Genomic DNA, 26,487 nt, shown 5'->3' with positions numbered 1-26,487 from the left:
AATCATCCAGGTCGTATGATTACAGCCACCTGTCTATCACACATGGCGTATGATTTGCGCCATAAGCCCCGAGGTACGGCCCGCATCAATCACTCAGGCCGGATGATTTACGCGCGTATGATCACCGCATGTCGAACCACCGGCGCCGCCCGGAACTGAGCAACCCACGGGTCCAGCGCACCCGCGCCCGCGTCCTGGCGGTCGCCCGCGACCTCCTGCCCGAGGCCGGCCCCGCAGGACTGACCTACGCACTGCTGGCCGAGCGCGCCGACGTCACCAGGCAGACCCTCTACCGGCACTGGCCAAGCCGCGCGAGCCTACTGTCCGACCTGCTGCTGGAAGGCCCCGACGTGGGCTACCCCGCACCCGGCACCGATGTGCGGACCGTCGCCAAGGAATGGCTCACCAGCCTGCGCGCCGGGCTCAGCGACCGGCCCACCCGCGCCGCCGTGCTCGCCGTCATCGCGCAGACCGACTACGACCCCGACAGCGCGCAGGCTCTGGCCCGGATCGTCGAGAACCGGCACGCGGCCTTCAACACCCTGCTGGAACCCTCCGGGCGGCAGGTCACCGCCGATGAGTACGCGCTGCTGACCTCTCCCGTGCTCTTCCGTCTCATCGTCGAAGGCCTGGAGGTCACCGACCGGTTCATCGACGCCGTGGTCACCCAATGGCTCAGCGGGCCGGGGGAACGCTGACGCATCGCGCCGAATCCCGGCACGTCGGCGGGTGGTTCGCCGGGCTGTCGCGCGACGGACCGGTATCGTCCGGCGCGACAGGCCGGGCAGCCGGCCTGCGCTCCCGCCCGCGCTGAGGAGGACCGACGTGAGCGATCGCCGGCACCGCACCGGTCCGGATGACGGATCGGCAGCGCAGCCGTCGGCGGGTCATGGTCCTGGCGCGCGTGACACGGTGCGTCTCGCGCTGGTGATCGGTGCGCTCGGCGTGGTGTTCGGCGATATCGGGACCAGCCCGATCTACACCCTCCAGACCGTGTTCAACCCGAGCGACCCGCATCCCGTTCCGGTCAGCACGGCGAACGTCTACGGGGTCGTCTCCCTGGTCTTCTGGGCGGTCGTGATCATCGTCATGATCACCTACGTCGTGCTGGCGATGCACGCCGACAACGACGGTGAGGGCGGCATCATGGCTCTGATCACCCTGCTGCGGCGGTGGAACGCCCAGCGCGGACGGCGAGGCGCGGGCGTGCTGGCGGCGCTGGGCATCTTCGGAGCCTCGCTGTTCTTCGGCGACAGCATGATCACCCCGGCGATCTCGGTACTGTCCGCGGTCGAGGGGCTCAAGGTGGTCCAGCCGTCGCTGGAGGAGCTGGTCGTGCCGATCACCGCGGTGATCATCGTGGTGCTGTTCCTGGTACAGCGCAGGGGAACAGCGGCGGTCGGCCGGGTCTTCGGGCCCGTGATGATCGCCTGGTTCCTCGCCATCGGAGCGTGCGGGGTGAGCGGCATCGTCGACCACCCGGAGATCCTCAAGGCGCTGTCCCCGAGTTATGCGCTGGGCTTCCTGGCCGGCCACTTCGGCATCGCCTTCTTCGCACTGGCCGGAGTCGTGCTGGCAGTCACCGGTGCCGAGGCGCTGTACGCGGACATGGGGCACTTCGGGCGCAGGCCGATCACCCGCGGCTGGCTGTTCCTGGTATTTCCCGCCTGCATGCTCAGCTATCTCGGCCAGGGCGCCCTGATCCTGGCCGATCCGGCCAATGTCAGCAGCCCGTTCTTCCTGCTCGTGCCGGACTGGGGGCGGCTGCCGATGGTGCTGCTGGCCACGGCCGCCACCGTGATCGCCGCGCAGGCGGTGATCACCGGCGCGTACTCGGTCACCTCCCAGGCGGCCCAGCTGGGCTACCTGCCCAGACTGCGGATCGCGCATACCTCCGAGTCCGCCATCGGCCAGATCTACGTGCCGTGGATCAACTGGCTGCTGATGGTCTCGGTGCTCACCCTCGTCTTCGCGTTCCGCAGTTCCGGGGCGCTGGCGTACGCGTATGGAATGGCCGTGGTCGGGACCATCACCATGACCACCCTGCTGTACTTCTACGTCGCCCGGGCGAAGTGGGGCACATCGCTGTGGCTGATCGGCACGGGCGCCACGGTTCTGCTGGTCGTGGACCTGCTGTTCGTGGCCGCGAACCTGACCAAGCTGGTCCACGGGGCGTGGATCCCGCTGCTCATCGGCCTCGTCGCGTTCACCGTGATGACCACGTGGCAGCGTGGCCGTGCGCTCGTCACCGAGGAGCGCGAACGACGCGAAGGCTCGCTGCCCGAGTTCGTGGAGCAGCTGCGCAGCGGGGAGGCGTGGACGCTCCGCGTCCCCGGTACATCCGTGTTCCTCAACCGCGGCAAGCAGACCGCACCCCTCGCCCTGCGCGCGAACGTCGAGCACAACCACGTACGCCACGAGCAGGTCGTGATCCTGTCGCTCCTCACCGAACCCGTGCCCCGGGTCCCGGACGACCAGCGGATCACGGTCGACGACCTCGGCTACGGCGACGACGGGATCATCCATGTCACCGCCCGGTTCGGTTACATGGAGACGCCGGATGTGCCCGGTGCGCTGGCACTGGTCGACCCGGCCTTGACCGAGGGCCCGTTGCGCCTCGACCAGGCCTCCTACTTCCTGTCGAAGATCGAGCTCCGGCGCGGGAAGTCACCGACGATGGCGACCTGGCGCAAGCGACTGTTCATCGCCACCTCCTACATCACGGCGGACGCCGCCGAGTACTTCGGCCTGCCCCGCGACCAGACGGTCAACATGGGCTCGCACATCGAGGTGTGACGGGCATCGAACCGGTCAGGCAGCCGTGACTGACGCGGCCTCAGGCGCGGAGCAGCAGGTGGCGCGGGTGCGCGACGAGCCGCGTGGGCGCTACGCGCTCGGCAGGAGTTCTACCGGTCGCCACAGGTCCCCGTCGTCGCTACGGCCGTGCCGAACTGAGCTTCATGCGCTGGTCAGTGGCGCGTGGTGCGCTCGCTTCGGAGTCCGCGGAGCCAAAGCGCTACGGGCAGTCCAGATGTTCCTCGACCCCGGCCGGTCACTCCCCCCGCGGTGCGTGCGCGGCACGGACGACACGGGTAACACGAGTGACGCAGGGGACATCAGCGACCCGAAGTGACCCAAGTGGCTTGAGTGACACGGGCATCACGGGCGACAGGGGCGACAGGGTTCATTTCCTGTGAATCCCAGGCAGCCTCCGACGAGGGCTTGGAGCGCTGACTTCCAGTCAATTACGATGCGGCCTAGTTGATCACTCAGCGTGCGGTTCCGGCCATGATCCGTACACGCCCGCGGCGAGTACCCGGGGCGAAGACGAACTGAAAGGGACTCAAGAGTGAAGCCTGCACTGGTGGTACCCCCGATCTACGCGCCGATCCCGCCCGCGATACATCCGAGCTACGCCGCCATCGACGCTCGGACCGCGGCATGGGCGGATTCCTTCGACATCGGCTCCAAGGAGTGGCGCAGCCGCCTCGTGACCCAGGACATCGGCGTGTTCGCTGCGCGCATCCTCCCCGAAGGTGAGGAGGAGGTCGTCTCGATCCTCTCCGATTTCGTCATCTGGCTCTTCGGCGTGGACGACGGCTACTGCGAGGAAGGCGCACTCGGCAGCAAGCCGGGCGAGCTGGCGGCGGCACTCCAGAGGCTGCTGCGTATCGCGCAGAATCCGGAGGCGCCGATGCTCACGGACGACCCCCTGGCGGAGTCACTGCGGGACCTGACGCTCAGGCTTTCCCGCTGCGCGACCCCCCTTCAGGTCGGACGATGGGTGGACACCCTTCGCGAGTACTTCTTCGCCGTGGTGTGGGAAGCGGAGAACCGGGCCGCGAGCAGGGTCCCCGACCTGAACGACTACACGCTGATGCGCCTGTACGACGGGGCCACATCGGTGGTGCAGCCCTTCCTCGAGATCGGGCACGGATACGAACTCCAGCCGTACGAGCGGGACAGCCGGGCGGTGCGGGCCGCCGCGGAGATGACCTCGTTCATCACCACATGGGACAACGACATCTACTCCCACCACAAGGAAAGCCGCGGGACGCACTACTACCTCAACAACATCCGCGTGCTCGAGCACGAGTACGGCCTGAGCCGGGACGAGGCACTGACCAGGGCGATAGCCCAGCGCGACCGGGCGATGTGCCTCTTCATGAGCCTGCGGGCCAAGCTGGAGGACGAGGGCAGCCCGCAGGTGCGGCAGTACCTGCGCAGCCTCGCCGCCTTCATCCGGGCGACCCAGGACTGGAGCGTGAGCTCCCTGCGGTACACCACACCCGACGACCCGGCGGCCTTGTCCGCGACCTTCACCGACACCCCGACCGACAGCAGCACCGACCCCCTGGACATCCCGGCCATCTCCTGGTGGTGGGACCTGGTCCCCGCGACCCGGACCGAGGCTCTGCGGCCCACCTGAGCGGAACCGCCGCCGTGACCCCCCGTGCGATGCCGCCCAGGGCTCCAGCGCACCGAGGCCATCCGCGCGACCTGCGGGTCTCACCGTACGCGCATATCCGGACACTCCTGGGCGGCCTCTGGTGACACTCCTGTGACAGTCGGCGGACACCGCCATGAAGTAGCGAGGACAACCTTCTAAAAGAGACATAAAGAACATGTCGGTCATGGATCTCTGCTTCCGAGGGTGCGAGCAGCGAAGACCGGGCGACACGGACACACACCAGAGGACCAGCCATGAGCCACACCCTCGCCACACCGGAGACCGCGGACCCTGCCCCCGCGCTGGCCCCACGCGAAGAGGAGACCCTCCGGCACATCGCCGCGGGACGCACGTACTTCCAGACGGCACGCCACATGGGGCTGTCCACCCACACGGTCGACGCCTACCTCCGCCGCATCCGCGCCAAGCTCAACATCAGCACCACCGCCGAGCTCACCCGTATGGCCATCTCCCTCGGCCTGTGAGGCCCGGGTTCCGCGAGAACGAGCGGCCAGGGGGGCCCGTAAGCCTCCAGCGGGCGCACGACGCCGGTTACGGCACCCCGCTGGGGACTACGGGCGGACAGCCCTCAGGCAAAGCGCGAGATGTCGCCCGCTCCCTCGCGTACGATCTCGGGCTCGCCACTGGAGAAGTCGATGACGGTGGTCGGTTCCGTGCCGCAGTCGCCCGAATCGAGCACGGCGTCCACCACGTGGTCGAGACGCTCCTTGATCTCCCACCCCTGGGTCAGCGGCTCCTCCTCGCCGGGCAGGAGCAGCGTGCTGGACAGCAGGGGCTCACCGAGCTCCGCGAGCAGGGTCTGGGTGACGACATGGTCCGGGATCCGAACCCCGACCGTCTTCTTCTTCGGGTGCAGGAGCTGGCGCGGCACCTCCTTCGTCCCGGGGAGGATGAAGGTGTAGCTGCCCGGCGTCGCCGCCTTGACCGCGCGGAACACGTCGTTGTCGAGTCGTACGAACTGACCCAGCTGTGCGAAGTTCTGGCAGACGAGGGTGAAGTGGTGACGGTCGTCGAGACCGCGGATGGACCTGATCCGGGCGAGGCCGTCCCGGTCCCCCACACGGCATCCCAGCGCGAAACAGGAGTCCGTCGGATACGCGACGAGAGCGCCGGAGCGGATCAGATCGGCCACGCTGGTGATGGTGCGCCGTTGCGGGTTCTCGGGGTGCACGTCGAAGTACTTGGCCATTCACGGAGCCTACGTGATCCGGCCGCGTCCCCCGGCTCCGGAACGCGGAGTACGGGACCGGGAACACGGGGTACGGGCCGCGGCCTCCGCCCGCAGTGGCCAAGGGGGAGGCCGGGTGCGTTTCGGCGGGGACGCGGCCGTGGACCACGACGTCAGGACCGGGGGCGGACGGGTGCTCAGGCTGCGGCGGGGTCGATCAGCACTCCGGGGTTGAGGATGCCCGCGGGGTCCAGGGCCCGCTTCGCGGCACGCAGGGCGTGAGCGAACGGTTCCGGACGCTGGCGGTCGTATCCCGGGCGGTGGTCGCGGCCGACGGCGTGGTGATGGGTGACGGTCGCGCCGAGGTCGCCGAGTACGTCCATGGACGCCTGCTTGATCTCGTCCCACATCGCGACCTCGTGGCCTCGGCGTCCGGGCACGATGACGGTGAAGTAGGGCGCGGGACCGTCGGGATAGACATGGGTGAAGCGGCAGTTGATCATGGCTTCGGCGCCGGTCACCCGACGCGCGACCTCGCCAAGGCGCCCGCGTACCGCCTCGTACAGTTCACCCGCGCGGTCCCAGGTGCAGGCCGTTTCGAATGTCTCGCTGATCACGCTCATCCGGGCGAGGGCGTCCCGTAGGTACGGCATGCGCAGGAACACCGAACGCCAGGTGCCGGCCGCCGTGTCCGCGCCCGCCTCAGCGCCCTTCAGCGAGGGGGAGCCACCGTGGTCGCAGGCGAGCGTGACCAGTTCGGCGAGGCGGTCGCCGACGGGGGCGTACGCCGACTCCAGGCCCAGCACGAGCACGCTCTCCCCGCCCCGGGCGACTCCGGCGAGTGCGGCCTCTCCCGGATCGAGGAGCCGGCAATTGGCAGGATGCAGGCCCGACTGGGCGATGGCGCGTACGGCATCGATCGCCGCGGGGAACGAGTCGAACGACACGGTGGCCGAGGCCTTGTGGCATGGCCGGTCCTGGAGTCGCAGCCATGCCTCGGTGATCACTCCAAGGGTCCCTTCGGAGCCCAGGAACAGCCGGTCGGGCGAGGGGCCGGCTCCCGAACCGGGCAGCCTCAGCGACTCGTTGACCCCCACGGGGGTCAACACCCGCAGCGATTCCACCAGATCGTCGACATGGGTGTAGAGAGTGGCGTAGTGCCCCCCGGCGCGAGTGGCCAGCCAGCCGCCCAGGGTGGAGAACTCGAAACTCTGCGGGAAATGGCGCAGGGTCAGCCCGTGCGGCCGCAGTTGCGCCTCGAGGTGAGGGCCGAGGGCGCCGGCCTGGATCCGTGCCGCGCGGCTGACACGGTCGATCTCGAGCACACGGTCCAGCCCGGACAGGTCCAGGCTCACCACGCCACGATGGCGGTCCGCGTCGCGGTATTCCACTCCCCCGACCACGGAGCTGCCGGCCCCGTAGGGAACCACGGCCACATCGGCATCCGCCGCCCAGTCGAGGACGTCGGTGATGTCCTGCTCGGTGCGCGGGAAGGCGACCTGGTCGGGGGCCGGTGAGAGGTCTCCGTGCAGCGCCCGGACGATATCGCGGTACGCCTTGCCGTAGGTGTGGCCCGCACGGTCGGCCGGGGCGTCCGACACGAACGGAGCGAGCGCGGACGGTGGTGCGACGCGCGGATTCGGCAGCTCGACCGCACGGAGGTCGGGTACCTGTACCGGCTCGGCCGCGGCTCCCGGGACCAGGGCGCCGAGCGCGGCGCATTCGGCGTCGGGAAGCGCCTTGTCGGTGGAGCCCCAGCCCCACCAGGACCGGTTCGCCGGGGCAGGGGCGGCTTGGGCACGGTCGACCATGGGATATGACCTCTCGGTAATTTACCTCTTGGTAAGTTACCCGAACGTATACTCCTTCCCATGAGTACCGCAACGGGTCCGCGGCGCGGAGCGGGCACCAAAGGTGTGCCCCGCGCACAGCGCGAGGAACAGATCGTCGCCGCGGCCATGGAGGAGTTCGGCCGCCGCGGCCACGCGGGGGCGTCGATGGCCGAGATCGCCCGCAGCGTGGGCGTCACCAAGCCGATGCTCTACAGCTACTTCGGGTCGAAGGACGGGCTCGCCACCGCCTGTGTGGACCGCATCGGCGCTCGCCTCGTCGAGGCCGTCACCGCAGCCATGTCCGCTGGACCGGGGGACGACCGGCTGGCCCACGCCGTGCTCACCGCGGTCTTCGAGACCTTGCGGGGCCAGCGGCGGGCCTGGTTCGTGCTGTACGACCGCACACTGCCCGCGGACTCCGAACCCTGGCTCGCGGCCCGTGGTCACCGCGACACCATCGACGGCCTCGCGGCATCGGGCACCGCGGCCCTGCTGCGCGGACACGGCAACGACGACGCCCTCGACGCCGACGCCCTCAAGCATGTGTGGACGGGGGTCGTCAGCGCCCTCGTCGGCTGGTGGGTGTCCCACCCGGACGAGTCGGCGCAGGACATGAGCGCGCGCTGCGCCCGGCTCCTGTCGGCCGTGGGCAACGGCTCCTGAGGCCACTGACGCTCCCGCACCGAACAGCATGTAGTTCGCGGTGAACAGCGGGGCGCGTCGGCGCGTATAGACGGGGGACCCCGCATCCGGGGTCGCGCACCGATGGTGACGTCGCGTCAGTACGAGCATGGAGGCTGCGGATGAGGCACGCACGACGGACCCTCCAGCGGATCGTCCGGCTGGCAGCCGTCGGCGGGCTGGTCTGCGGCTCGCTGATGGTGTCCAACGCCGTGGCGAGCGAGCCCTCAGGCGGTGCGGAGACCAGATCCGGCACCACCCGGGCCGCGGATCCGGGCGCTGACCCCGCCGTACGCGCGATGACCCGGCTGGGGACCTCCCGTACCGCGGGCACCTGGATGGGGTCGGCGGGCCGCAGGGTCGTGGCCGTGACCGACACGGGCGCGGCGGCGGAGGTACGGCGGGCCGGGGCGGAGGCCAAGGTCGTGCGGTACAGCATGGACCGGCTGAGTGCGGCGACCGAGCGGCTGCGGGCGGCGCCCCGGGTGCCGGGCACCGCCTGGGCGGTCGACTACCGTTCCAACGAGATCATGATGCAGGCCGACAGCACGGTCTCGGCGGACGACTGGGGGCGGATGTCCGAAGTCGCCCAGGGGATCGGCGGATTCGTCACGATGGAACGGACAGCGGGGACCTTCACCACACGGGTGAACGGCGCCGCTCCGATCTTCGCGGACACCAGCCGCTGTTCCGCGGGGTTCAACGTGACCGACGGCAAGGACGCGTACATCCTGACGGCCGGGCACTGCGGCCCGGTCGGCACCGCCTGGTTCGGCGACCGCCGCGGCAATCGGGCACTCGGCAGCACCACCGCCTCCAGCTTCCCCGGGGATGACTTCTCCCTGGTGCGCTACGACGGGGCGCCGTCCGGGCGACTCGACGTGGTGGAGATCGGCGGTGGCCAGGGAGTACGGATCACCGGGGCCGCCGATCCCGTCGTGGGCCAGCAGGTCTTCCGCAGCGGAAGCACCACAGGGCTGCGCACGGGCCAGGTGACCGCGCTGAACGCCACGGTCAACTATCCCGAGGGAACGGTCACCGGACTCATCCAGACCACCGTGTGCGCGGAGCCCGGGGACAGCGGGGGCCCGCTGCTGGCCCAGGGGCTGGCGCTGGGGGTCACATCGGGCGGCAACGGGGACTGCACCAGCGGGGGCGTCACGTACTTCCAGCCGGTGACGGAGGCGATGGCGACACTCGGGGTGAGCCTGGCGGGCCAGAGTGGTCCCGGTGCCGGGAGCGGTTCGGCCCCGCAGACTCCGGGGAACGCGGAAGACCCGGGTGACACCGCGTCCCCGGGACCCGAAACGGTCGCCCCCGCGGTGCCCGGACCGCCCGCGGCAGGGGGAACCGGCGGGGTGGGCGAGATCAGCGGCACGGGCATCGTCACCGGGCTCGCATCCGGCCTGGGCCCTCTCGGCGCGGTCGGTCCCGGGCTCGCGGTGGTGATCACGAGCCTGGTCCTGCTGATCGCCAGCCGCTGGATCCAGTCGGCCCAGGGACGCAGGAACTACCGCGACTACTACTCGCAGACCTGGGCGTGACCTGAGCGGCTCCCGGAGCGGTGTTCCGGTGGACTTCTCCGTTGGCGGCGGGGCGGCTGCCTGGCAGGGAACCGTGCCGGTGCCAGCCTGGTCACGTCATGCGGAACGCTCCGCTGTCGGACCAGGGCCTGGGGTGTGATGTGCGTGAGGCTGCACGGTGGCACGGGCAGGACGCGCGGTGACCGGCGTCCGGGCTATCCGGCGGCGGCGGCGGTGTTCGCCATCGGCATGGCCGGGACGACTCTGCCGACTCCGCTGTACGGGCTCTACCAGGAGCAGATCGGGTTCTCCGAGCTGATGGTGACCGTGGTGTTCGCGGTGTACGCCATCGCGGTGATCACCGTACTGATGGTCGCGGGGAACTACTCCGACGAGGTCGGCCGCCGGCCGGTGATCCTCTGTGCCATGGCTCTGTCCGCCGCGAGTGCCGGGTGTTTCCTGCTGGAGAGCGGGCTGCCACTGCTCTTCGCGGGACGGCTGTTCTCGGGGTTCGCGGCCGGTCTGCTGAGCGGAGCGGCCACCGCGGCGGTCATCGAGCTGGCCGGCCCTGAGCGGCGGGCGCGGGCCGCCTTCGCCGCCACCGCGGCCAACATGGGCGGTCTCGGCTGCGGGCCCCTGCTGTCGGGACTGCTGGCCGAGTACACCCCCTGGCCGCTGGTGTTGCCGTTCCTGGTCCATCTGGTTCTCGTGGCGGTGGGCGGCGTGATCACCTGGCTGCTGCCGGAGACCGTTGAGCACACGAAGCGCCTGCCGCCGCTGAAGCCGCAGGGGATCAGGGTGCCGCCGGAGGTCGCGGGGGTGTTCGCGCCCGCCGCCGCTGCTGCCTTCGCCGGATTCGCCCTGCTCGGACTGTTCACGGCGGTAGCGCCGAGTTTCGCCGCGCAGACCCTGGGGGTGCACAATCTGGCGGTTTCGGGCGCCGTGGTGTTCTCCGTGTTCCTCGCCTCGACGCTCGGGCAGTCCCTGACCGGGAAGTTCGGCGCGCGCCGGGCGCTGCCGGTGGGGTGCGCTGTGCTCATCGTCGGGCTGCTGCTGGTGGCCTCGTCGCTGATCGCCGCCTCGCTGCCGCTGCTCGTCGTGGGCGCGCTGTGCGGGGGCACGGGTCAGGGACTGGCCTTTCGCGGGGCACTCACGCTGGTCGGCGGGGCCGCACCGGCGGACCAGCGCGGCGGGACCATCTCGGCGTTCTTCGTCGTCGCCTACGCGGGCATCTCCGTGCCGGTGGTGGGAGTGGGCGCCATGGCGATGTGGCTGGGACTGCGTGACGCCGGCCTGGTCTTCACCGCGTGTGTGGCGGTGCTGGCGGCGTGCGCCGGTGCGTATGCGCTGTGGCGTCCGCCGTCGGAGGCGTAGCGAGCGGGCCGTGAAGGTACATGGGGCCGTGTTTCCTGATAACTGCCCATGTGAGCGCTTACCTGCTGCACCATGTCAGGCATCCGCGGTGCGCAGCCGTGGATGTGGGGGGGTGGGGGATGGAGCCTCTGAAGCCGCTGGAGGCCGGGGACCCGCGGGAAGTGGGCCCGTACCGGCTGGTGGCACGGCTCGGGGCGGGCGGGATGGGACGGGTGTTCCTGGGGCGCTCGCGAGGCGGGCGGGCGGTGGCCGTGAAGGTGGTCCGCCCCGAGCTGGCGGAGGGGGCCGAATTCCGGGAGCGGTTCGCTCGCGAGGTTGCGGCGGCCCGCAGGGTCAACGGCGTGTTCACGGCAGGGGTCGTGGACGCCGACCCGGAGGCTCATCCGCCGTGGCTGGCCACCGCGTATGTGCCGGGTGTCTCCCTGGACGTGGCGGTGGCACGGTCGGGAGCCTGGCCGGAGGCGCCGCTGATGTCGCTTGCCGCAGGGCTGGCGGAGGCGCTGGAGGTGATCCACGCCGCCGGTGTGGTCCACCGCGATCTCAAGCCCTCCAATGTGCTGCTGGCCGCGGACGGCCCCAGGGTGATCGACTTCGGTATTTCGGTGGCCAGCGAGCTGAGCGCCATCACGCGTACCGGCGCTGTGATCGGCACCCCTGGGTTCATGTCTCCCGAACAGCTGACGGGTGCGCACACAGGCGCGGAATGCGATGTGTTCGCACTCGGTGCCGTACTGGCCTTCGCCGCGTCGGGCACGGGCCCGTTCGGCTCGGGCTCGGCCCAGGGCCTGATGTTCAGGATCGTGTACGCCGAGCCCGAGCTGGACTCCGTGCCGACGGGGCTGCGTCCGCTCGTGACGCGTTGCCTGGCCAAGGATCCCCGGGACCGCCCGACGGTCGCGGAGGTGCTGGCGGCGGTGGCCGGATCGGCGGAAGCCGCGCGGACGACAATGGTGTTCACGGATGCCGCGTGGCTGCCGCAGCCGGTGGCCCTGACCGTACGCGAATACGCCAGGACCGTCGCCATGACCACGGCATCCGGGGAGCCGCACGGCGGCGCGGTGCGACCGGACGTGCCTCCGCCGGGTGGCGGGGCACCGGTGCCTCCAGCCGCACCGCCGACTCCCCCGCCTGCTCTTCCCGCGACTCCCCCACCCGCCTGGGCGCCGTATCCGGCATCGTTCCCGGCGCCGGTGCCCGGAGCCCCACCGGGCTCTCCCCCGGGCCGGCGGTGGCTTGCCCTCGCGGCGTCCTCCGTCGCTGTGGTGGCCGTGGGAGTCATCGCCTGGCAGGCAGGAGCCATCCCCGGCTCCGGGCGGTCGTCGTCGGGAGCGGCCTCGGGCGGCATCGCGGCCCACACGTCCGCACCGGTCTCCCCCTCGGCCGCTCCGTCGGAGTCCCAGTCGTACGATCCCTCCCCCGCGGCTTCCCCCGAGGCTTCCCCCGCGGTCTCCCCCACTGCCTCAGCCGCCTCGCCGTCGCAGGCGGGTACCGAGGACGGCGGGGCCGAGGCGGTGGCCGGAAGCTGGCTCGGCACCTATGTCTGCAATCAGGGGATCACAGGGCTGTCCCTGACCATCGAGGACGACGGCGGTGGCGTCGTGTCGGCGGTTTTCAGCTTCTTCCCCGACCCCTCCAATCCGCTCGTCCCGCGCGGCTCGTTCGCGATGAGCGGGACCTTCCTGGACGGTGAGCTCGCCCTGCGCGGCGCCTACTGGATCGAGCAGCCCCCGGGCTTCCTGATGGTCGACCTCGCGGCGGAGTACGACCCGGGGACGCCGGGCCATCTGGACGGTGTGGTGTACGGCGCGAACTGCCTCAGCTTCTCCGTGGCGCGGTCCTGATCCGGGCCGCGGCGGCCAGGGCGGGGGCCCGGCTGGGGCACGATCCCTCACCACTCATTTCGGGCTGGTCAGCGGCACCCGCTGATGCTTCGCTGGTCCGTTCGCGCGGGGAGTGGGAGGCTGGAGACCCGGGGGGGACCGCGGCCGAGGAGACTCGGGAGGGCCGATGGGGCGCGATGTCCCGGCGCTGGTGTTCACCCGTGATGACCGCCGCCGATACCGGAACAAGATGCAGCAGTGCCTCGACGCGTTCGCGCAGATGCTGCGGGACGAACGCTTCGAGGCCGAACGGCCCCAGGTGGGTCTGGAAATCGAACTGAACCTGGTGGACGGTGCCGCCGAACCGACCATGCGGAACACCGACGTGCTCGAGGCGATCGCGGACTCCGCGTGGTCGAGCGAGCTCGGCCGGTTCAACCTGGAGATCAACATCCCTCCTCGTGAGCTGACCGCCGGCGGCCCCGACTCCTGGGAGAAGGAGATCCGGGACGCCCTCAACCACGCCGAGGAGCGGGCTGCGGCCGTCGGGGCGCACCTGGTCATGGTGGGAATACTGCCCACTCTGCGGCAGCACGACGTGGGCGAGGCGGCCCTTTCGGAGAACCCCCGCTACCGCCTCCTCAACGAGCAGGTGTTCGCTGCCAGGGGTGAGGACCTGCGGATCTCGGTCGACGGCGTGGAGCGGCTGAGGACGTACGCGGACACGATCACACCGGAGGCCGCCTGCACCAGCACCCAGTTCCATCTCCAGGTGGCCCCGGACGAGTTCGCGCCGTACTGGAACGCGGCGCAGGCGATCGCGGGGGTGCAGGTGGCCCTGGCGGCGAACTCACCGTTCCTGTTCGGCAAGGAGCTCTGGCGCGAGACCCGTATCCCGCTGTTCGAGCAGGCCACCGACACCCGTCCGCAGGAGATCAAGGTCCAGGGGGTCCGCCCGAGGGTGTGGTTCGGGGAACGGTGGATCACCAGCGTCTTCGATCTCTTCGAGGAGAACGTGCGCTACTTCCCGGCGCTGCTCCCGCTGTGCGAGGACGAGGAACCCCTGGAGACCCTGGACCACGGCGACACCCCCGAGTTGGGCGAGCTCACCCTGCACAACGGGACGATCTACCGCTGGAACCGTCCGGTGTACGCGGTCACCCGCGGCCGTCCCCATCTGCGGGTGGAGAACCGGGTGCTCCCGGCCGGGCCCACGGTGGCCGATGTGCTGGCGAACGGCGCCTTCTACTACGGACTGACGCGGGCGCTGGTCGAGGAGGACCGGCCGGTGTGGTCGCGGATGTCGTTCTCGGTGGCCGAGGACAATCTGCACGAGGCCGCCCGGCAGGGGATCGACGCGCGGCTGTACTGGCCGGGAGTGGGTGAGGTACCGGTGGCGGAGCTGGTGCTGCGGCGGCTGCTGCCCATGGCGCACCAGGGGCTCGAGCTGTCCGGTATGGACGCGGCGTGGCGGGAGCCGCTGCTCGGCATCATCGAGCAGCGGTGTGTGAACGTCCGCAACGGTGCGGTGTGGCAGACCGAGATGTACCACCGGATCGCCGGTACCAGCCATGTCGACGACCATGAGGCGCTGCGGCTGATGACGCGGCAGTACATCGACTACATGCACCTGAACGCTCCGGCGCACACCTGGCCGGTGGACTGACCACCCTACGAGGGCCCGCCGCCGTCACACCGGCGGGCACGCCGCTCCGGTCTTCCGCCGGATCCCCTTGACCGGTCCTGGCGGCCGGCTCACCCCGGGAACAGCGTCGCCCCGGCCCACACCAGCGCGAGCCATCCGCCGACGACCGCGAGGGCGACGAGGAGCGCGCCCACCACCGCACCGGAAGGGAGCGGGTCGGGGGTCGCGGGGGCGGGGGGTTGGACGGGACAGCACTTCGAGCAGTGCGGCTCACTCATGCGTCAGAGGATGCCCAGCGCCACGGTGTACCGGTATGCGTGATCCGGACTATCTCGAAGGGTCCTTCAAGAGCCTTGACACTCCCACCCCCGGAGTGATCGTGTACACGCCGCGCAGGACCAACGCCGCTGGAGCGCTTGGCCGTTGACATCTCTGGGGACCCCGGGGACTCAGGGAATCGGGGAGGCATCTCATGACCACTGGAGGCGACGCCGATCGGGGAGCCGGCGAGGCGCCGCCCGGCCGGTCTGCCCTGTCCGACGTGCCGGTCGTACCCGGACCGCCCCGGCTGCCCGGGCTCGGCAACCTTCCGGCGTTCGCCCGCGACCCGCTGGGGTTCTTCGTGGGACTCCGGGAACGCGGGGACGTGGTGGCCTGGCGGCTGGGGCCGCAGCGCGCGCTCTTCGTCTCGCGTCCGGAGCACATCGGTGAGCTGCTGACCGGAATCGAGACGGTGTTCAGCCATCCCGGCCTCGGGTGGGCGTTGAAGCTGGTGCTCGGAGAAGGCGTGGTGACCTCGGAGGGCGCTGACTGGCGGCGCAAGCGGGCGCTGGTCCAGCCCGCGGTGCGACCGCGCCAGGTCCGTGCGTACGCGGAGACGATGGCGGCCTGCGCCGTCGAGGTGGCGGACACCTGGTGGCCGGATCGCGTGATCGACGTACGGCGGGAGATGCTGGCGCTCACCCAGCGGATCGCCGTGCGCACGCTGTTCGGTGCCGACACGGCAGGGCGTGAGGAGGTGATCGGAGCGGCGATGGATGTGGCTCAGCGGGCGATCGGCGACGAGTTCCGCGGTATCACGTTGTTCCTTCCCTCCTGGGTGCCCACACCCGGCCGGCGGAGGCTGCGCAGGGCGGTCGACGTGATCGACACCGAGGTGGGACGGGTGACCCGCGAGCGGCGCCACGGCAGCGGAGGACGGGACGATCTGCTGACCAGGCTGCTGGCCGCCCGGGACGAACAGGGAATGCCGCTGTCCGACAAGGAGGTGCGTGACGAGGCGGTGACGCTCTACATCGGCGGGCACGAGACCACGGGCACCACCCTCACCTGGGCCTGGTACCTGCTGTCCCGCAATCCCCGGGCCCGTGCGCGGCTCGGGGAGGAGCTGGAGCGGGTCCTCGGCGGTCGCACCCCGGAGTTCGACGACCTGCGTCTGCTCCCGTACACCGAACAGGTGGTCAAGGAGACCCTGCGGCTGTATCCCCCGGTGTGGCTGATGACGGGCGTCGCGCGGGAAGGCTCGACCCTCGGCGGCCGTCCGGTCCCGGAAGGGACGGTGGTGTGGTCGAGTCAGTGGAGCGCGCACCGCGACCCGCGCTGGTTCCCCGGGCCGGACGACTTCCGCCCGGAACGCTGGGACGCGGATGGCGGGCCGGTGGCTCCGGACCACGCATGGTTCCCCTTCGGCGGGGGCGCGCGGGCGTGTCTGGGAGCGCGGTTCGCGATGGTGGAGGCGGTCCTGGTGCTGGCGACGCTCGCGCAGCGGTTCCATGTGGACGTGGAGCAGGGCGAGGTGCCCACGAAACCGGGGCTGACCCTGCAACCCGGCGCTCCGGTGAGGGCGGTGCTCCGGGCGGCACGTGAGGCCTGAGGCCGGCGCGCGCGTCCGCGCTGTCTCACTGCGCGCCTCGCCGCCGACATATGCCAGGAGCACCACCATATCGAGTGTTGCCAAATCCCTTACGCGCCCTTGCACTCTGTGCAACAGTCGTAACTGGTCCATCTCTTACGACTTGGCCATGCGCGCCTGTAACGGAGTACGACATGCCGTCCCATCTGTTCGCGGAACGTTCCGCCCAGCCACCCGGGCGTGACACGGTGGACTCGTTGATCTCGCAGACCCGTCGTCTGCGCGGAGACGTGGACGCGGTGCGCAGGGACGCCATAGTGGACGAGGACGATCCGCAGGTGCGCTGGCAGCGGGCACTGTGCGATCTCGCGGTCCATCAGCTGGACGACCTCGGTACCCATCTGGGCCAGCTCAAGGACGGATTGCCGCCCTTCGACCAGGGCGCCGAAGTCCCTGACGACGCCCTGCCACCGGAGACCGGGTCCCTGCTCAGCAGGGTCGGTACCGCGGAGTGGAACCTCCTTACGGACCAGGTTCGTTGGTCCGACGAGCTCCAGCAGATCTTCGGCCGGCCGGTCGAGAGCGGTCCGATGTCCCTCGACGAGCTGCCATCCATGGTGTTCGCGGAGGACCAGAGCCTGCTGACCTCGATGGTGACGGACTGTCTCATCGACGGGAAGCCCATCGATGGCGAATTCCGAATCGTCCGGTCCGACGGCCGGGTGCGCACCCTGCACATGACGGGCGAACCGGTGCTCGACGCGGACGGGTGCACGGCTTCGATGTGGGCGGTCTTACGGGACGTCAGCGAGCTGCGCAGGACCCAGCGTGCCGTCCGCGAGTCGCGTGACACGCTGGCCCGTAAGCAGCACGTCGACCGCACCGAGCGCCGGATCGCCACGGAGCTCCAGGAGGCGGTGCTGCCCTCCTGGCGCGACAGCGGTGAGGGCCCCGCATCCCTTGACACGGCGGGCCACTGCCTTGCGGCGGCGGACAGTGCGCTGATCGGTGCCAACTGGTTCGACGCGGTCGAGCTGCCGGATGGTGGCGTGGTGCTGAGCGTCGGCGACATCACGGGCAGTGGGGTGACGACCACGTCCACGATGGCGATGCTGCTCGGGGCGTTGCGCGGTATGGCCCTGGCAGGTGTCCGGCCCGGTGCGCTGCTCGGACACCTCAATCAACTGCTCGACGCATCCGCACAGCCCGCCCTGGGCAGCGCGCTGTGCTGCCACTTCGATCCGGCGACGAGGACGCTTCAGTGGGCGCAGGCCGGGAGCCCCGCCCCGCTGCTGTTCCGCGACGGGTCGGGGCGGGTGCTGACACCACCGGCGGGAATGCTGCTCGGAGCGACATCCGGTGCGGAGTACGAGCAGGCCGAGGCGCGTCTTCGCTCCGGTGATCTGCTGGTGTTCCACACGGACGGGCTGACCCGGGGTGCTGACGCACGCGAAGGGTCGAGGGCCGACCGCTTCTTCGCTCTGGCCTCCCGCTTCACCGTGGCCCGCGCGGCACAGGACTGTGTGCGGTCGATCGTCGAGGAGTTCGGCGAAAGCGAGCCCGGAGACGACGCCTGTGTGATGGCGGCCAGGGTTCGCTAGCGCCACCACAAGGATGCCGTCCCCTGCTGGTGGTCCCGTTGTTTCCGGCGGTCCGGGCTTCACGTGTCACCGACGGCTGGCGCCGTTCAGATTCCCACGCTGCGGGCGCGCTTGGACGGACTGTTGGGCAGGGCGAGCTGAATCTCCTCGCGGAGGTCCTGGATCTTCGCGTACTCCGCGTACTGGCCCGTGAGCCGGTACATCTCGCGCAGCCGGTCCCAGGTGCGGTGGGATGAGGTCTCCCCCATCGACACCAGGGCCAGCCGGGCGTACCGGTCCGCCTGTTCCGGATCATCGGCGATGAAGCAGGCCGAGGCCAGGGAGATGTAGTCGAAGATCTTGGACCGCTGACGGCCGCCTTCCCTCAGCTCGAGCGCCTGCCTGGCGTGGCGCTGCGCGGTGCTCGCGGCGGCGGCGTCGTGCTCGGCGAGGGTGCGGTACGCGAGGGCCTGCATACCGTGCATGTCGGCCTCGTCGAAGAGCTGCATCCAACTGGGCGGTGGTACATCGCCCTTGTCGGCCACGAACAGCTCTTCGGCCTGTCCGAGGGTGCGGCGCATGGCCTGGCCGCGCCCCATGGAGGCCTGCGCCCAGGCTTCGATGGTGAGTAGCATCGCCTGCGTACGCGGAAGGGTCTCCTCGCCCGAACCGGACTTGGCGAGCTCCATGAGGTCGAGGGCGTCATCAGGGCGGCCAAGGTGCACCATCTGGCGGGCGGCCCTGGAGAGGGCCTCTCCCGCACGGGGACGGTCGCCGCCCTCGCGGGCCGCGTGGGCGGCGATCACGAAGTACTTCTGCGCCGTGGGTTCGAGACCGACGTCGTGCGACATCCAGCCGGCCAGGACGGCGAGGTTGGCGGCCACGCCCCAGAGGCGCCGCTGGAGATGGTCGGGGTGCCGGTAGGCGAGCATTCCACCCACCTCGTTGAGCTGGCCCACGACGGCCTTTCGCTGGAGGCCCCCGCCACGGGAGGCGTCCCAGGCGCGGAACACTTCGACGGAGTGCTCCAGCGCCTCTACTTCCTCCGACCCGATGGGTGCGGCTTCGTAGCGGTCGAACCCCGCCGCGTCGGCGAGCAGGGTTTGGGCGGCGGAGGCCCCCTGGGAGGTACGCATGGTTGCGGGGTCGGTGTGCAGCCACTCGTACATGGCACTGCTGATTGCGGAGCCTGCGGCGAGCGCGGCACCCGCGCCCACCAAGCCGCGTCGGTTGAGCATGAGGTCCATTCCCGTGAATTCGGTGAGGACCGCCGCCGTACGGTCGGGTGCCCAGGGCAGGCCGTCAGGGTTCTGCGTGTGGCTGACGTCCCGCCTGCTGCCTGTGCGCTTCTGCCGTACGAGACCGAGGTCCTCGATGGTCACGACACGGCCGAGTCGTTCGGTGAACAGAGCCGCCAGCACCCGCGGCACGGGATCGCGCGGGGTCTCCCCCATGTCGATCCAACGCCGCACCCGCGAGGTGTCGGTCGCCAGCTGCGGATGGCCCATGGCCGCCGCGTGCCGGTTCACGAGCCGTGCGAGTTCGCCCTTGGACCAGCCGGCCAGGCCGAACAGGTCGGAAAGACGGGTGTTGGGTTCTCCGGTCACGTCAAGCCCCCAGGTTCTCGGCTGAGTTGACAGTAACCCCCTGTCAGATGCGTTGCGACTATTCGCCAGGGTTCGCCAGGGTCCGCCAGATGGTGTGCCACCTGCGCCCGGGTGTCAGGTAGGAACGCGCCACCCCGCCCCGGGGCCGACCGCATTCCCCAGGGTGCCGAAGGCTTCCAGGGCAGGGCCGCGCACGCGACTTGTCGGCACACGAAGGGATCTGCTCACCCATGTACACAGCATCGTCCTCCGTGTCCGCCCCGCCCCGGCCGCAGACGGTCGTCCCGGTCGGCGGCAGGACGTTTCTCGACCCCTCCCCCGCCGCAGCACGGACCCGGCGATGGCCGGCGACCACAGGCCAACCGCTCAGTGGGAGAATCGACTTGTCCGGCCCCCAGGGCGCGCAGCTGCGCATGGCGATCGCGTCGGTACACCGGATCTGCCCGGAGTTCAATCCGGTTCAGGTACTGCGAAGGAGCGGACGCTCGGTCCTCCTGGTCGGCAGCACCGGGCGCGCGACGGCGGTGGCCAAGTGCTTACTCGACCAGTCCCAGGTATGGGCGGAGCGGTTCCAGCACGAAATAGCTGCTTACCGTGCGTTCGTCCGGCACCGCCCACCGGTGCGGGTGCCTCGGTTGATCGCCGCGGATCCGGACAACTGCACCCTGGTGATCGAGCGTATGGCCGGCCGTCCCGCCGCCCTCGTACGGCATCCCTCCGAGGCCCCGCCGCGCGCGGACGTACGGGCGGCGCTCGGGGCGATCACACGGCTCAACTCCTGGCGGCCACCGGCCGGTATGTTCGACGCACCGCTCGACTACGCCGCCCGGATCTCCCGCTATCACGAGCTCGGGCTGTTCACCGACCGTGATCTGGGCGATCTCCAGAAGCTGCTGCACGGGGTCGCCCACGCGGGCGGGCGGCACGGTGTGGGGCAGTTCTGCCACGGCGATGCGCTGCTGTCGAACATCCTCCTGGCGCCGACCGGCCCGGTGCTGGTCGACTGGGAGCACGCGGGCTGGTATCTGCCGGGGTACGACCTGGCGACGCTCTGGGCAGTCATGGGCGACGCGCCTCTCGCGCGGCGCCATATCAGCCAGCTCGCCCAGCAGTCGGGGCCCGCGGCGCGGGATGCCTTCCTGGTGAATCTGATGCTGGTGCTGACCAGGGAGATCCGCACCTACGAGACGGCCGTGCAGCGGACGATGCGGGAGGCGGACTCTTCCAGGACCGTGCCGCAGCACCCTGGCGGGATGTCGGTCGGAGAAGAGCAGCGGCTGTTGCTGCGCCGGCTGCACGACGACTGCGCGCTGGCACGGCGGGCCGTGCGCGCCGCGGTCGGCACACGCTGACCGTCAACAAGGGGGGATGAGCGCCGTGCGTCCAGTGCCGACACACTGGACGCACGGCGCGTTGTCGTGCAGGACAGTCCTCAGGCCGTCTTCTCGACGGCCAGTTCCCGGAGCCGCTCCAGGCGTTCCCGCGACTCCTGGTCGGCCGGCGTGTAGGTGAGCAGGCGCGCGCCGCTCTCCGGACCGAGCCAGAGATCGGTGTGGTCGAGGGTGAGCAGACCGACATAAGCGTTGTTGATCTGCTTGCGCCTGCCGTGCGCGGCACTCACCACCTCATGGCGCTCCCATGTCTCGCAGAACTCGGGCGATGCGGACTGAAGCCGTTTCAGCAGCACCTTCCAGGCGGGCTCGGCGAGATGCTCGGCCATCGCGGCGCGGAACTTCGCGGCCATCAGCCGCGAGGTCTCCTTCCGGAGCACCACCGATGAACGCCACTGCTCGTTCGTGTGGATCAGCAGCAGGCAGTTGCGGTCCTCCGGCGGCACCTCGTCCAGATCGCACAGCAGCCGCCCGTAGCTGCGGTTGTACGCGAGGATGTCGTACCGGCCGTTCTGGATGCACGCCGGGATCGGCTCCAGCTGCTCCAGCACCGCGACCAGGGCCGGGGTGACGGAGGGGCACACCGTGCGGGGGGCCGGGTCGATCGCGCCCGCGAGATGGAACAGATGGCTGCGCTCGGTGGTGTCGAGCAGCAGGGTGCGCGCCAGGGAGTCGAGCACCTGTGACGAGACCTGGATGTCGCGGGCCTGCTCGAGCCAGGTGTACCAGGTGACACCGACCGCGGAGAGCTGTGCGACCTCCTCGCGGCGCAGTCCCGGCGTACGCCTTCGGCGGCCACGGTCCAGACCGACCGTCTCGGGGCTGATCCGCTCCCGCCGGCTGCGCAGGAACGCGGCGAGCTCGCGACGGCGGATCTCCGACTCCCGCGCATACGCCGTGGCCTCGTGCGTCATGACTCCGGGTACGGGTGGCGGCGATGCCGGTGCCCGCGTCTGCGTCGATTGTGCCAAGGTGCTCATGACTCCCAGCGTGCCGAACCGTCGAGCCTGTTTCCAGGTACTCCTTGTACCAGGATAAACAGACTCTGGTACCAGGCTCGAATGGGGAGCAGGCTCTTCTGACGTGAGCGAAACAGCAACTCTTCAGACCCATGGCAGCACGGCCCCGCCGGAAGCTCCGGCCCCGTCCGCGCTTGGCGGACTCGGACTGTTCACCGTGCTGCTCGGCGCGGCACTGCCCATCATCGACTTCTTCATCGTCAATGTCGCCCTGTCCACGATCGGCCGCGATCTCGCCGCCGGAGAGGCGGTGCTGGAGCTCGTCGTGGCCGGGTACGGCGTCTCCTACTCGGTCCTTCTGGTACTCGGTGGGCGGCTCGGCGACATGCTGGGCCGCCGCAGGCTCTTCATCGGCGGAATGGCCGCCTTCGGTCTCACCTCGCTGGCCTGCGGGCTCGCCCCCGATGCCTGGACGCTGGTCGCCGCGCGGGTGGCCCAGGGCGCGGCGTCGGCGATGCTGCTTCCGCAGGTGCTGGCCACCATCCAGGCGGCCACCGCAGGGCCCCGGCGCGCCCGCGCCATGAGCCTGTACGGCGCGATGGCCGGGCTCTCGATGGTCGCCGGGCAGATACTGGGCGGTCTCCTCGTGGCCTGGGACTTCGCGGGCACAGGCTGGCGCGCGGTGTTCCTGGTGAACGTGCCCGTCGTGGCGATCGGTCTCTTCCTCGCGGCGCGGGCCGTGCCGGAGACGCGTGCCCAGCGCCCCCAGCCCATCGACGTCCCGGGCACGCTGCTGCTGGCGGCGGCGCTGGTGACCCTGCTGGTGCCGCTGACCGAGGGGCGGGCCGCCGGGTGGCCGCTGTGGACATGGACCGTACTCGCGCTCTTCCCGGTCTCGGCGTATGCCTTCTACCGGGTCGAGCTGCGCTCCGACCGGCGGGGCCGCACTCCGCTGGTGCCGCCGAGCCTCTTCCGGCTGGTGTCGCTGCGGCGCGGGCTGCTGATCATCGTGCCCTTCTCGATCGGCTTCAGCGGTTTCATGTTCGTGATCGCGGTGGCCCTGCAGCAGGGCGCGTTGCTCGGCCCGGTCCCCGCGGGGCTGGCGCTGGCGCCGATGGCGGTGGCCTTCCTCGCGGTCTCGCTGGCGGGTCCCCGGCTGGTGGGCCGGTTCGGTACGCGGGTGGTGAGCGCGGGCGGGGCGGTGCAGGCGGTGGGCCTGGTCCTGATCCTGCTCGCCGTCTGGCGCGACTGGCCGGGGCTCGACGCCGTGTCGCTGCTGCCGGGCGCGGCGGTGGCGGGCGCGGGACAGGCCCTCCAGCTTCCCGTGCTCTTCAGGATCGTGCTCTCGGAGGTACCGGCTGACCGTGCCGGGGTGGGAAGCGGCGTGATGGTGACGGCCCAGCAGTCGTCCCTGGCCCTGGGTGTGGCCACGCTCGGTTCGCTGTTCCTGGGCCTGGTGCCGGTGGTGGGTATGCGGGAGGCGCTGGTGGCGACGCTGCTGGTGCAGCTGGCGGGTGTCGTGCTCACGGCGCTGCTGAGCCTGCGTCTGCCGAAGCAGGTCGCATGAAGGGACGCCGCGTCGCGCGGTGGGCGCCGTCCGGCGCTGTGCCTGCGCTTTCATCCGGATGAGTGATCAGCTTCGTCGCGTGGGCCGGATGGGCGACGGGTAGGACTGGCCCGTACGCGACCGGTCCGCGCGGTGCACGCGCGGACGTTCACCGAAAGGCCCGGGCACGCATGGCACAGCCCTTCGAACTGCCGGATTTCTATGTCCCCTATCCGGCCCGACTCAACCCCCATGTCGAGGCGGCGCGGGAGCACACCCGGGAATGGGCGCGCCGGATGGGCATGCTGGAGGGGTCAGGGGTCTGGGTGCAGGAGGACCTCGACGCGCATGACTACGCCCTGCTGTGCGCGTACACCCACCCGGACTGTTCGGCGGAGGCCCTGTCCCTGGTGACGGACTGGTACGTGTGGGTCTTCTTCTTCGACGACCACTTCCTCGAGGTGTTCAAGCGCACCGGGGACCTGGCGGGCGGCAAGGCCTATCTGGACCGGCTGCCGGCGTTCATGCCGCTGGATCCGGCGCAGGGCACCCCCGCGCCGACGAACCAGGTGGAGGCGGGCCTCGCCGATCTGTGGGCGCGGACCGTGCCGGACAAGTCTCCCGACTGGCGGGCCCGGTTCGCGCTCGCGACCGAGTCTCTGCTCAACGAGTCGATCTGGGAGCTCGACAACATCAACGAGGGACGGGTGTCCAACCCGGTCGAGTACATCGAGATGCGCCGCAAGGTGGGGGGCGCGCCGTGGTCGGCGGGGCTCGTCGAGTATGCGGCGGGCGTGGAGGTTCCCGCGCGGGTGGCGGGTTCGAGGCCGGTCCGGGTGCTGACCGAGACGTTCGCCGATGCCGTGCATCTGCGCAACGACCTGTTCTCCTACCAGCGCGAGGTGGAGGACGAGGGCGAGCTCAGCAATGGTGTGCTGGTGCTGGAGACGTTCCTCGGGTGCACGACGCAGGAGGCTGCCGAGTCCGTCAACGACCTGCTGACCTCACGGTTGCAGCAGTTCGAGAACACGGCGCTGACCGAAGTCCCCGCGATGTGTGTCGAGTTCGGTCTCGGTCCGGACGAGTGCGCGGCGGTCGCGGCCTATACGAAGGGCTTGCAGGACTGGCAGTCGGGCGGCCATGAGTGGCATATGCGGTCGAGTCGCTATATGAACAGGGAGGTGCGGACCGGCCCTTCGCTGTTCGGCGGAGTGCTCGGCACCTCGGCCCTCGACATCGGCACGCTCTTCGGGCGCCCCGCGGTGGCCCGGTTGCGCGGTCTCACCCATGTGCCGCACCAGCGGACCGGTCCCTCTCTGCTGCCCGATTTCGAGCTCCCGTTCCCGCTGACGCTCAGCCCGCACCTCGATGACGCACGCGTCAAGTCCCTTGCGTGGGCGCACCGGATGGGGCTGCTCGGCGATATCTGGGACGAGCCGATGCTCGCCGGGTTCGACTTCGCGCTGTGCTCGGCGGGGCTCGACCCCGACGCCACACCCGAAGAGCTGGAACTGAGCGCCGAGTGGCTGACCTGGGGGACTTATGCCGACGACTACTACCCGCTGGTGTTCGGGCGCCCGCGCAGGCTTGTCGAGGCGAAGGCGTGCCACCAGCGGCTGATGGCCTGCATGCCTCTCGATGATCCGGCGGCGGGGGCGGCGACGGCGGTGAGCCCGATGGAGCGGGGGCTCGCGGACCTGTGGGCGCGTACCGCGGGACCGATGGAGGCCGAGGCACGGTCCGCACTGCACCAGGCGATCGAGGTGATGCTCGAGAGCTGGCTGTGGGAGCTGCACAACCAGGCGCAGCACCGCGTGCCCGACCCGGTCGACTACATCGAGATGCGTCGGCGGACCTTCGGCGCCGATCTGACGATGCTGCTGTGCCGGCTGCGGCACGAGGGCGAGTTGTCACCCGAGGTGTACCGCAGTGGCACGGTGCGGGGTCTGGAACAGTCGGCGACGGACTACGCCACGCTGATGAACGATCTGTTCTCCTACCAGAAGGAGATCGAGATCGAGGGCGAGGTGCACAACGCCGTACTGGTGGTGCAGTCCTTCTTCGGCTGCGACTATCCGTCGGCCGTGCACATCACGGACGATCTGATGCGTTCCCGGCTGCGTCAGTTCCTGCATCTGAAAGAGCACGAGCTGCCCGTGCTGTGCGATCACCTGGGCCTTGACGAAGGGGCCAGGGTGGCATTGGACGCCTATGTGCGGGAGCTGGAGGACTGGCTCGCCGGAATCCTGCACTGGCACCGCAATGTGCGGCGGTACGCGGAGGAGGACCTGCCGCACGGCGCCGGTTCGCCGCTGCGGACCAGTGGGCCGACGGCGGTCGGCATGTCGGCGGCCCGGATCGTCGCGGCGCTGCGGCGGCCGGGTGGCGCGGTGGCGAGGGGCCCGGTCCCGGCGTAGGGGCGTGTCACGGGAACCGGGAACAACCGCGGCCCGTCGTGACGTGGTCACGGCGGGCCCGCGGGGGCGTCATCGAGGTCTCGGGCGGCGCCCCGTCAGCCCTGCTGGAACAGCTCAGCGGGCAGCGGCTTGAGCAGCGCGTAGAGGTCGTCGGTGATCGGCCGGTCCCAGCTGGCGATGGTGACCAGGACGTTGTCACTGCGGTCGAACTGGACGCAGGAGACACGGCTCTCGGAGAGCTTGATCCGGCGGACGATCAGGAGGTTGTCGCCCTGCATCACGGGGACGTCCTCGGTGCCGGTGACGGTGACCTCCTCGTCGTTCTCCAGTGCGACGAGCAGCTGGGCGACCTCGAAGGGGATCTGTCCCTCGCCGAGCTCCCGGGCGGGCGAGCCCTCGGGCAGATTGCCGATGATCATCGCCGGACCCCTGCCGCCGAACAGGTCGTAGCGCAGGAAGACGCCCTGGCAGCTGCCGTCGGGCGCAGGCAGCAGCCCCGCGCCGAGGTTGCCGGGCCAGTCACTCGGGTCCATGGCCAGGACGTCGAAGTCAGGGCCCGCGGGGTGGGCGGCACTGCGGCGGCGGAGGAAGGACATGCGGCCATGGTACGTGTCCGGCGGC

General features: G+C 70.3%; 20 protein-coding genes. 14 read left to right on the top strand and 6 right to left on the bottom strand.

All coding sequences use genetic code 11. The features are described from left to right. Positions 1-128 precede the first annotated feature (128 nt). From ABZ532_RS24075 to ABZ532_RS24060, 4 genes are all read left to right on the top strand, one after another. Positions 129-698, top strand: a complete 570-nt coding sequence (locus ABZ532_RS24075) for a TetR/AcrR family transcriptional regulator (protein WP_361287337.1) — start codon at positions 129-131, stop codon at positions 696-698. 127 nt (positions 699-825) lie between these two features. Next, positions 826-2,796, top strand: a complete 1,971-nt coding sequence (locus ABZ532_RS24070) for a potassium transporter Kup (RefSeq protein WP_361287334.1) — start codon at positions 826-828, stop codon at positions 2,794-2,796. A gap of 553 nt (positions 2,797-3,349) precedes the next feature. Beyond that, the gene (locus ABZ532_RS24065) at positions 3,350-4,429 is read left to right on the top strand and encodes a selina-4(15),7(11)-diene synthase (protein ID WP_361287331.1); all 1,080 of its coding nucleotides are present in this window, start codon (positions 3,350-3,352) and stop codon (positions 4,427-4,429) included. Between the two features lie 275 nt (positions 4,430-4,704). After that, entirely contained in the window at positions 4,705-4,935 is a 231-nt protein-coding gene (locus tag ABZ532_RS24060) for a helix-turn-helix transcriptional regulator (RefSeq protein WP_361287328.1), read from the top strand. A 104-nt stretch (positions 4,936-5,039) separates the two neighbouring features. On the opposite strand, the gene ABZ532_RS24055 is transcribed toward ABZ532_RS24060, so the two are convergent. Together ABZ532_RS24055 and ABZ532_RS24050 are read right to left on the bottom strand one after the other, a co-directional pair. Beyond that, on the bottom strand, positions 5,040-5,660 hold the full coding sequence (locus ABZ532_RS24055) for an L-threonylcarbamoyladenylate synthase (protein WP_361287325.1): 621 nt from the start codon (positions 5,658-5,660) through the stop codon (positions 5,040-5,042). Positions 5,661-5,836: 176 nt separating this feature from the next. After that, positions 5,837-7,450 (bottom strand): FAD-binding oxidoreductase, encoded by a 1,614-nt coding sequence (locus ABZ532_RS24050; protein ID WP_361287322.1) that lies wholly within the window; start codon positions 7,448-7,450, stop codon positions 5,837-5,839. Positions 7,451-7,510: 60 nt separating this feature from the next. On the opposite strand from ABZ532_RS24050, the gene ABZ532_RS24045 reads away from it, so the two are divergent. The 5 genes from ABZ532_RS24045 (at position 7,511) to ABZ532_RS24025 (ending at position 14,535) form a co-directional block, all read left to right on the top strand. Further along, positions 7,511-8,134 carry a TetR/AcrR family transcriptional regulator gene (locus ABZ532_RS24045; protein WP_361287319.1) on the top strand — a complete coding sequence of 208 codons (624 nt, stop codon included), beginning with the start codon at positions 7,511-7,513 and terminating at the stop codon, positions 8,132-8,134. Between the two features lie 140 nt (positions 8,135-8,274). Beyond that, positions 8,275-9,696, top strand: coding sequence for a S1 family peptidase (locus tag ABZ532_RS24040; RefSeq protein WP_361287316.1), 1,422 nt, complete (start codon positions 8,275-8,277; stop codon positions 9,694-9,696). Between the two features lie 144 nt (positions 9,697-9,840). Continuing rightward, on the top strand, positions 9,841-11,049 hold the full coding sequence (locus tag ABZ532_RS24035; protein ID WP_361287313.1) for an MFS transporter: 1,209 nt from the start codon (positions 9,841-9,843) through the stop codon (positions 11,047-11,049). A gap of 119 nt (positions 11,050-11,168) precedes the next feature. Continuing rightward, on the top strand, positions 11,169-12,890 hold the full coding sequence (locus ABZ532_RS24030; protein WP_361287310.1) for a serine/threonine-protein kinase: 1,722 nt from the start codon (positions 11,169-11,171) through the stop codon (positions 12,888-12,890). A 166-nt stretch (positions 12,891-13,056) separates the two neighbouring features. Next, positions 13,057-14,535: a glutamate--cysteine ligase gene (locus ABZ532_RS24025; RefSeq protein ID WP_361287307.1), complete on the top strand. Its 1,479-nt coding sequence runs from the start codon at positions 13,057-13,059 to the stop codon at positions 14,533-14,535. Between the two features lie 89 nt (positions 14,536-14,624). On the opposite strand, the gene ABZ532_RS24020 is transcribed toward ABZ532_RS24025, so the two are convergent. Continuing rightward, complete coding sequence (locus tag ABZ532_RS24020; protein WP_361287304.1) at positions 14,625-14,792, bottom strand: hypothetical protein; 168 nt, start codon at positions 14,790-14,792, stop codon at positions 14,625-14,627. 194 nt (positions 14,793-14,986) lie between these two features. Here ABZ532_RS24020 and ABZ532_RS24015 point away from each other — a divergent pair, with 194 nt between their 5' ends. Beyond that, a complete protein-coding gene (locus ABZ532_RS24015) occupies positions 14,987-16,387 on the top strand; it encodes a cytochrome P450 (RefSeq protein WP_361287300.1) in 1,401 nt (466 codons plus the stop codon). Between the two features lie 173 nt (positions 16,388-16,560). Beyond that, entirely contained in the window at positions 16,561-17,967 is a 1,407-nt protein-coding gene (locus ABZ532_RS24010; protein ID WP_361287297.1) for a SpoIIE family protein phosphatase, read from the top strand. 86 nt (positions 17,968-18,053) lie between these two features. Here the strand turns inward: ABZ532_RS24010 and ABZ532_RS24005 are convergent, their stop codons facing one another. Next, a complete protein-coding gene (locus tag ABZ532_RS24005; protein WP_361287294.1) occupies positions 18,054-19,553 on the bottom strand; it encodes a hypothetical protein in 1,500 nt (499 codons plus the stop codon). A 230-nt stretch (positions 19,554-19,783) separates the two neighbouring features. On the opposite strand from ABZ532_RS24005, the gene ABZ532_RS24000 reads away from it, so the two are divergent. Next, on the top strand, positions 19,784-20,905 hold the full coding sequence (locus ABZ532_RS24000) for an aminoglycoside phosphotransferase family protein (protein ID WP_361287291.1): 1,122 nt from the start codon (positions 19,784-19,786) through the stop codon (positions 20,903-20,905). 80 nt (positions 20,906-20,985) lie between these two features. Here the strand turns inward: ABZ532_RS24000 and ABZ532_RS23995 are convergent, their stop codons facing one another. Further along, complete coding sequence (locus ABZ532_RS23995) at positions 20,986-21,924, bottom strand: helix-turn-helix transcriptional regulator (protein ID WP_361287288.1); 939 nt, start codon at positions 21,922-21,924, stop codon at positions 20,986-20,988. Positions 21,925-22,111: 187 nt separating this feature from the next. Between ABZ532_RS23995 and ABZ532_RS23990 the strand changes: the two genes are divergently transcribed. Both ABZ532_RS23990 and ABZ532_RS23985 read left to right on the top strand, forming a co-directional pair. Further along, entirely contained in the window at positions 22,112-23,470 is a 1,359-nt protein-coding gene (locus ABZ532_RS23990; RefSeq protein ID WP_361287428.1) for an MFS transporter, read from the top strand. A 170-nt stretch (positions 23,471-23,640) separates the two neighbouring features. Beyond that, entirely contained in the window at positions 23,641-25,866 is a 2,226-nt protein-coding gene (locus tag ABZ532_RS23985) for a terpene synthase family protein (RefSeq protein WP_361287285.1), read from the top strand. Between the two features lie 95 nt (positions 25,867-25,961). On the opposite strand, the gene ABZ532_RS23980 is transcribed toward ABZ532_RS23985, so the two are convergent. Continuing rightward, complete coding sequence (locus ABZ532_RS23980) at positions 25,962-26,462, bottom strand: hypothetical protein (RefSeq protein WP_361287282.1); 501 nt, start codon at positions 26,460-26,462, stop codon at positions 25,962-25,964. Positions 26,463-26,487 lie beyond the last annotated feature (25 nt).

The sequence above is a fragment of the Streptomyces sp. NPDC019396 genome (genome assembly GCF_040632375.1).
Lineage (GTDB): Bacteria > Actinomycetota > Actinomycetes > Streptomycetales > Streptomycetaceae > Streptomyces.
This window is presented reverse-complemented; position numbering and strand designations above follow the sequence as displayed.

What these genes read in the sequence shown, in the direction of transcription:
- ABZ532_RS24075 (WP_361287337.1), top strand. Translation starts at nt 129, where the DNA reads ATGTCGAACCACCGGCGCCGCCCGGAACTGAGCAACCCACGGGTCCAG.
- ABZ532_RS24060 (WP_361287328.1), top strand. Translation starts at nt 4,705, where the DNA reads ATGAGCCACACCCTCGCCACACCGGAGACCGCGGACCCTGCCCCCGCG.
- ABZ532_RS24055 (WP_361287325.1), bottom strand. Translation starts at nt 5,660, where the DNA reads ATGGCCAAGTACTTCGACGTGCACCCCGAGAACCCGCAACGGCGCACC.
- ABZ532_RS24050 (WP_361287322.1), bottom strand. Translation starts at nt 7,450, where the DNA reads ATGGTCGACCGTGCCCAAGCCGCCCCTGCCCCGGCGAACCGGTCCTGG.
- ABZ532_RS24045 (WP_361287319.1), top strand. Translation starts at nt 7,511, where the DNA reads ATGAGTACCGCAACGGGTCCGCGGCGCGGAGCGGGCACCAAAGGTGTG.
- ABZ532_RS24040 (WP_361287316.1), top strand. Translation starts at nt 8,275, where the DNA reads ATGAGGCACGCACGACGGACCCTCCAGCGGATCGTCCGGCTGGCAGCC.
- ABZ532_RS24030 (WP_361287310.1), top strand. Translation starts at nt 11,169, where the DNA reads ATGGAGCCTCTGAAGCCGCTGGAGGCCGGGGACCCGCGGGAAGTGGGC.
- ABZ532_RS24025 (WP_361287307.1), top strand. Translation starts at nt 13,057, where the DNA reads ATGGGGCGCGATGTCCCGGCGCTGGTGTTCACCCGTGATGACCGCCGC.
- ABZ532_RS24020 (WP_361287304.1), bottom strand. Translation starts at nt 14,792, where the DNA reads ATGAGTGAGCCGCACTGCTCGAAGTGCTGTCCCGTCCAACCCCCCGCC.
- ABZ532_RS24015 (WP_361287300.1), top strand. Translation starts at nt 14,987, where the DNA reads ATGACCACTGGAGGCGACGCCGATCGGGGAGCCGGCGAGGCGCCGCCC.
- ABZ532_RS24010 (WP_361287297.1), top strand. Translation starts at nt 16,561, where the DNA reads ATGCCGTCCCATCTGTTCGCGGAACGTTCCGCCCAGCCACCCGGGCGT.
- ABZ532_RS24000 (WP_361287291.1), top strand. Translation starts at nt 19,784, where the DNA reads ATGTACACAGCATCGTCCTCCGTGTCCGCCCCGCCCCGGCCGCAGACG.
- ABZ532_RS23995 (WP_361287288.1), bottom strand. Translation starts at nt 21,924, where the DNA reads ATGAGCACCTTGGCACAATCGACGCAGACGCGGGCACCGGCATCGCCG.
- ABZ532_RS23985 (WP_361287285.1), top strand. Translation starts at nt 23,641, where the DNA reads ATGGCACAGCCCTTCGAACTGCCGGATTTCTATGTCCCCTATCCGGCC.
- ABZ532_RS23980 (WP_361287282.1), bottom strand. Translation starts at nt 26,462, where the DNA reads ATGTCCTTCCTCCGCCGCCGCAGTGCCGCCCACCCCGCGGGCCCTGAC.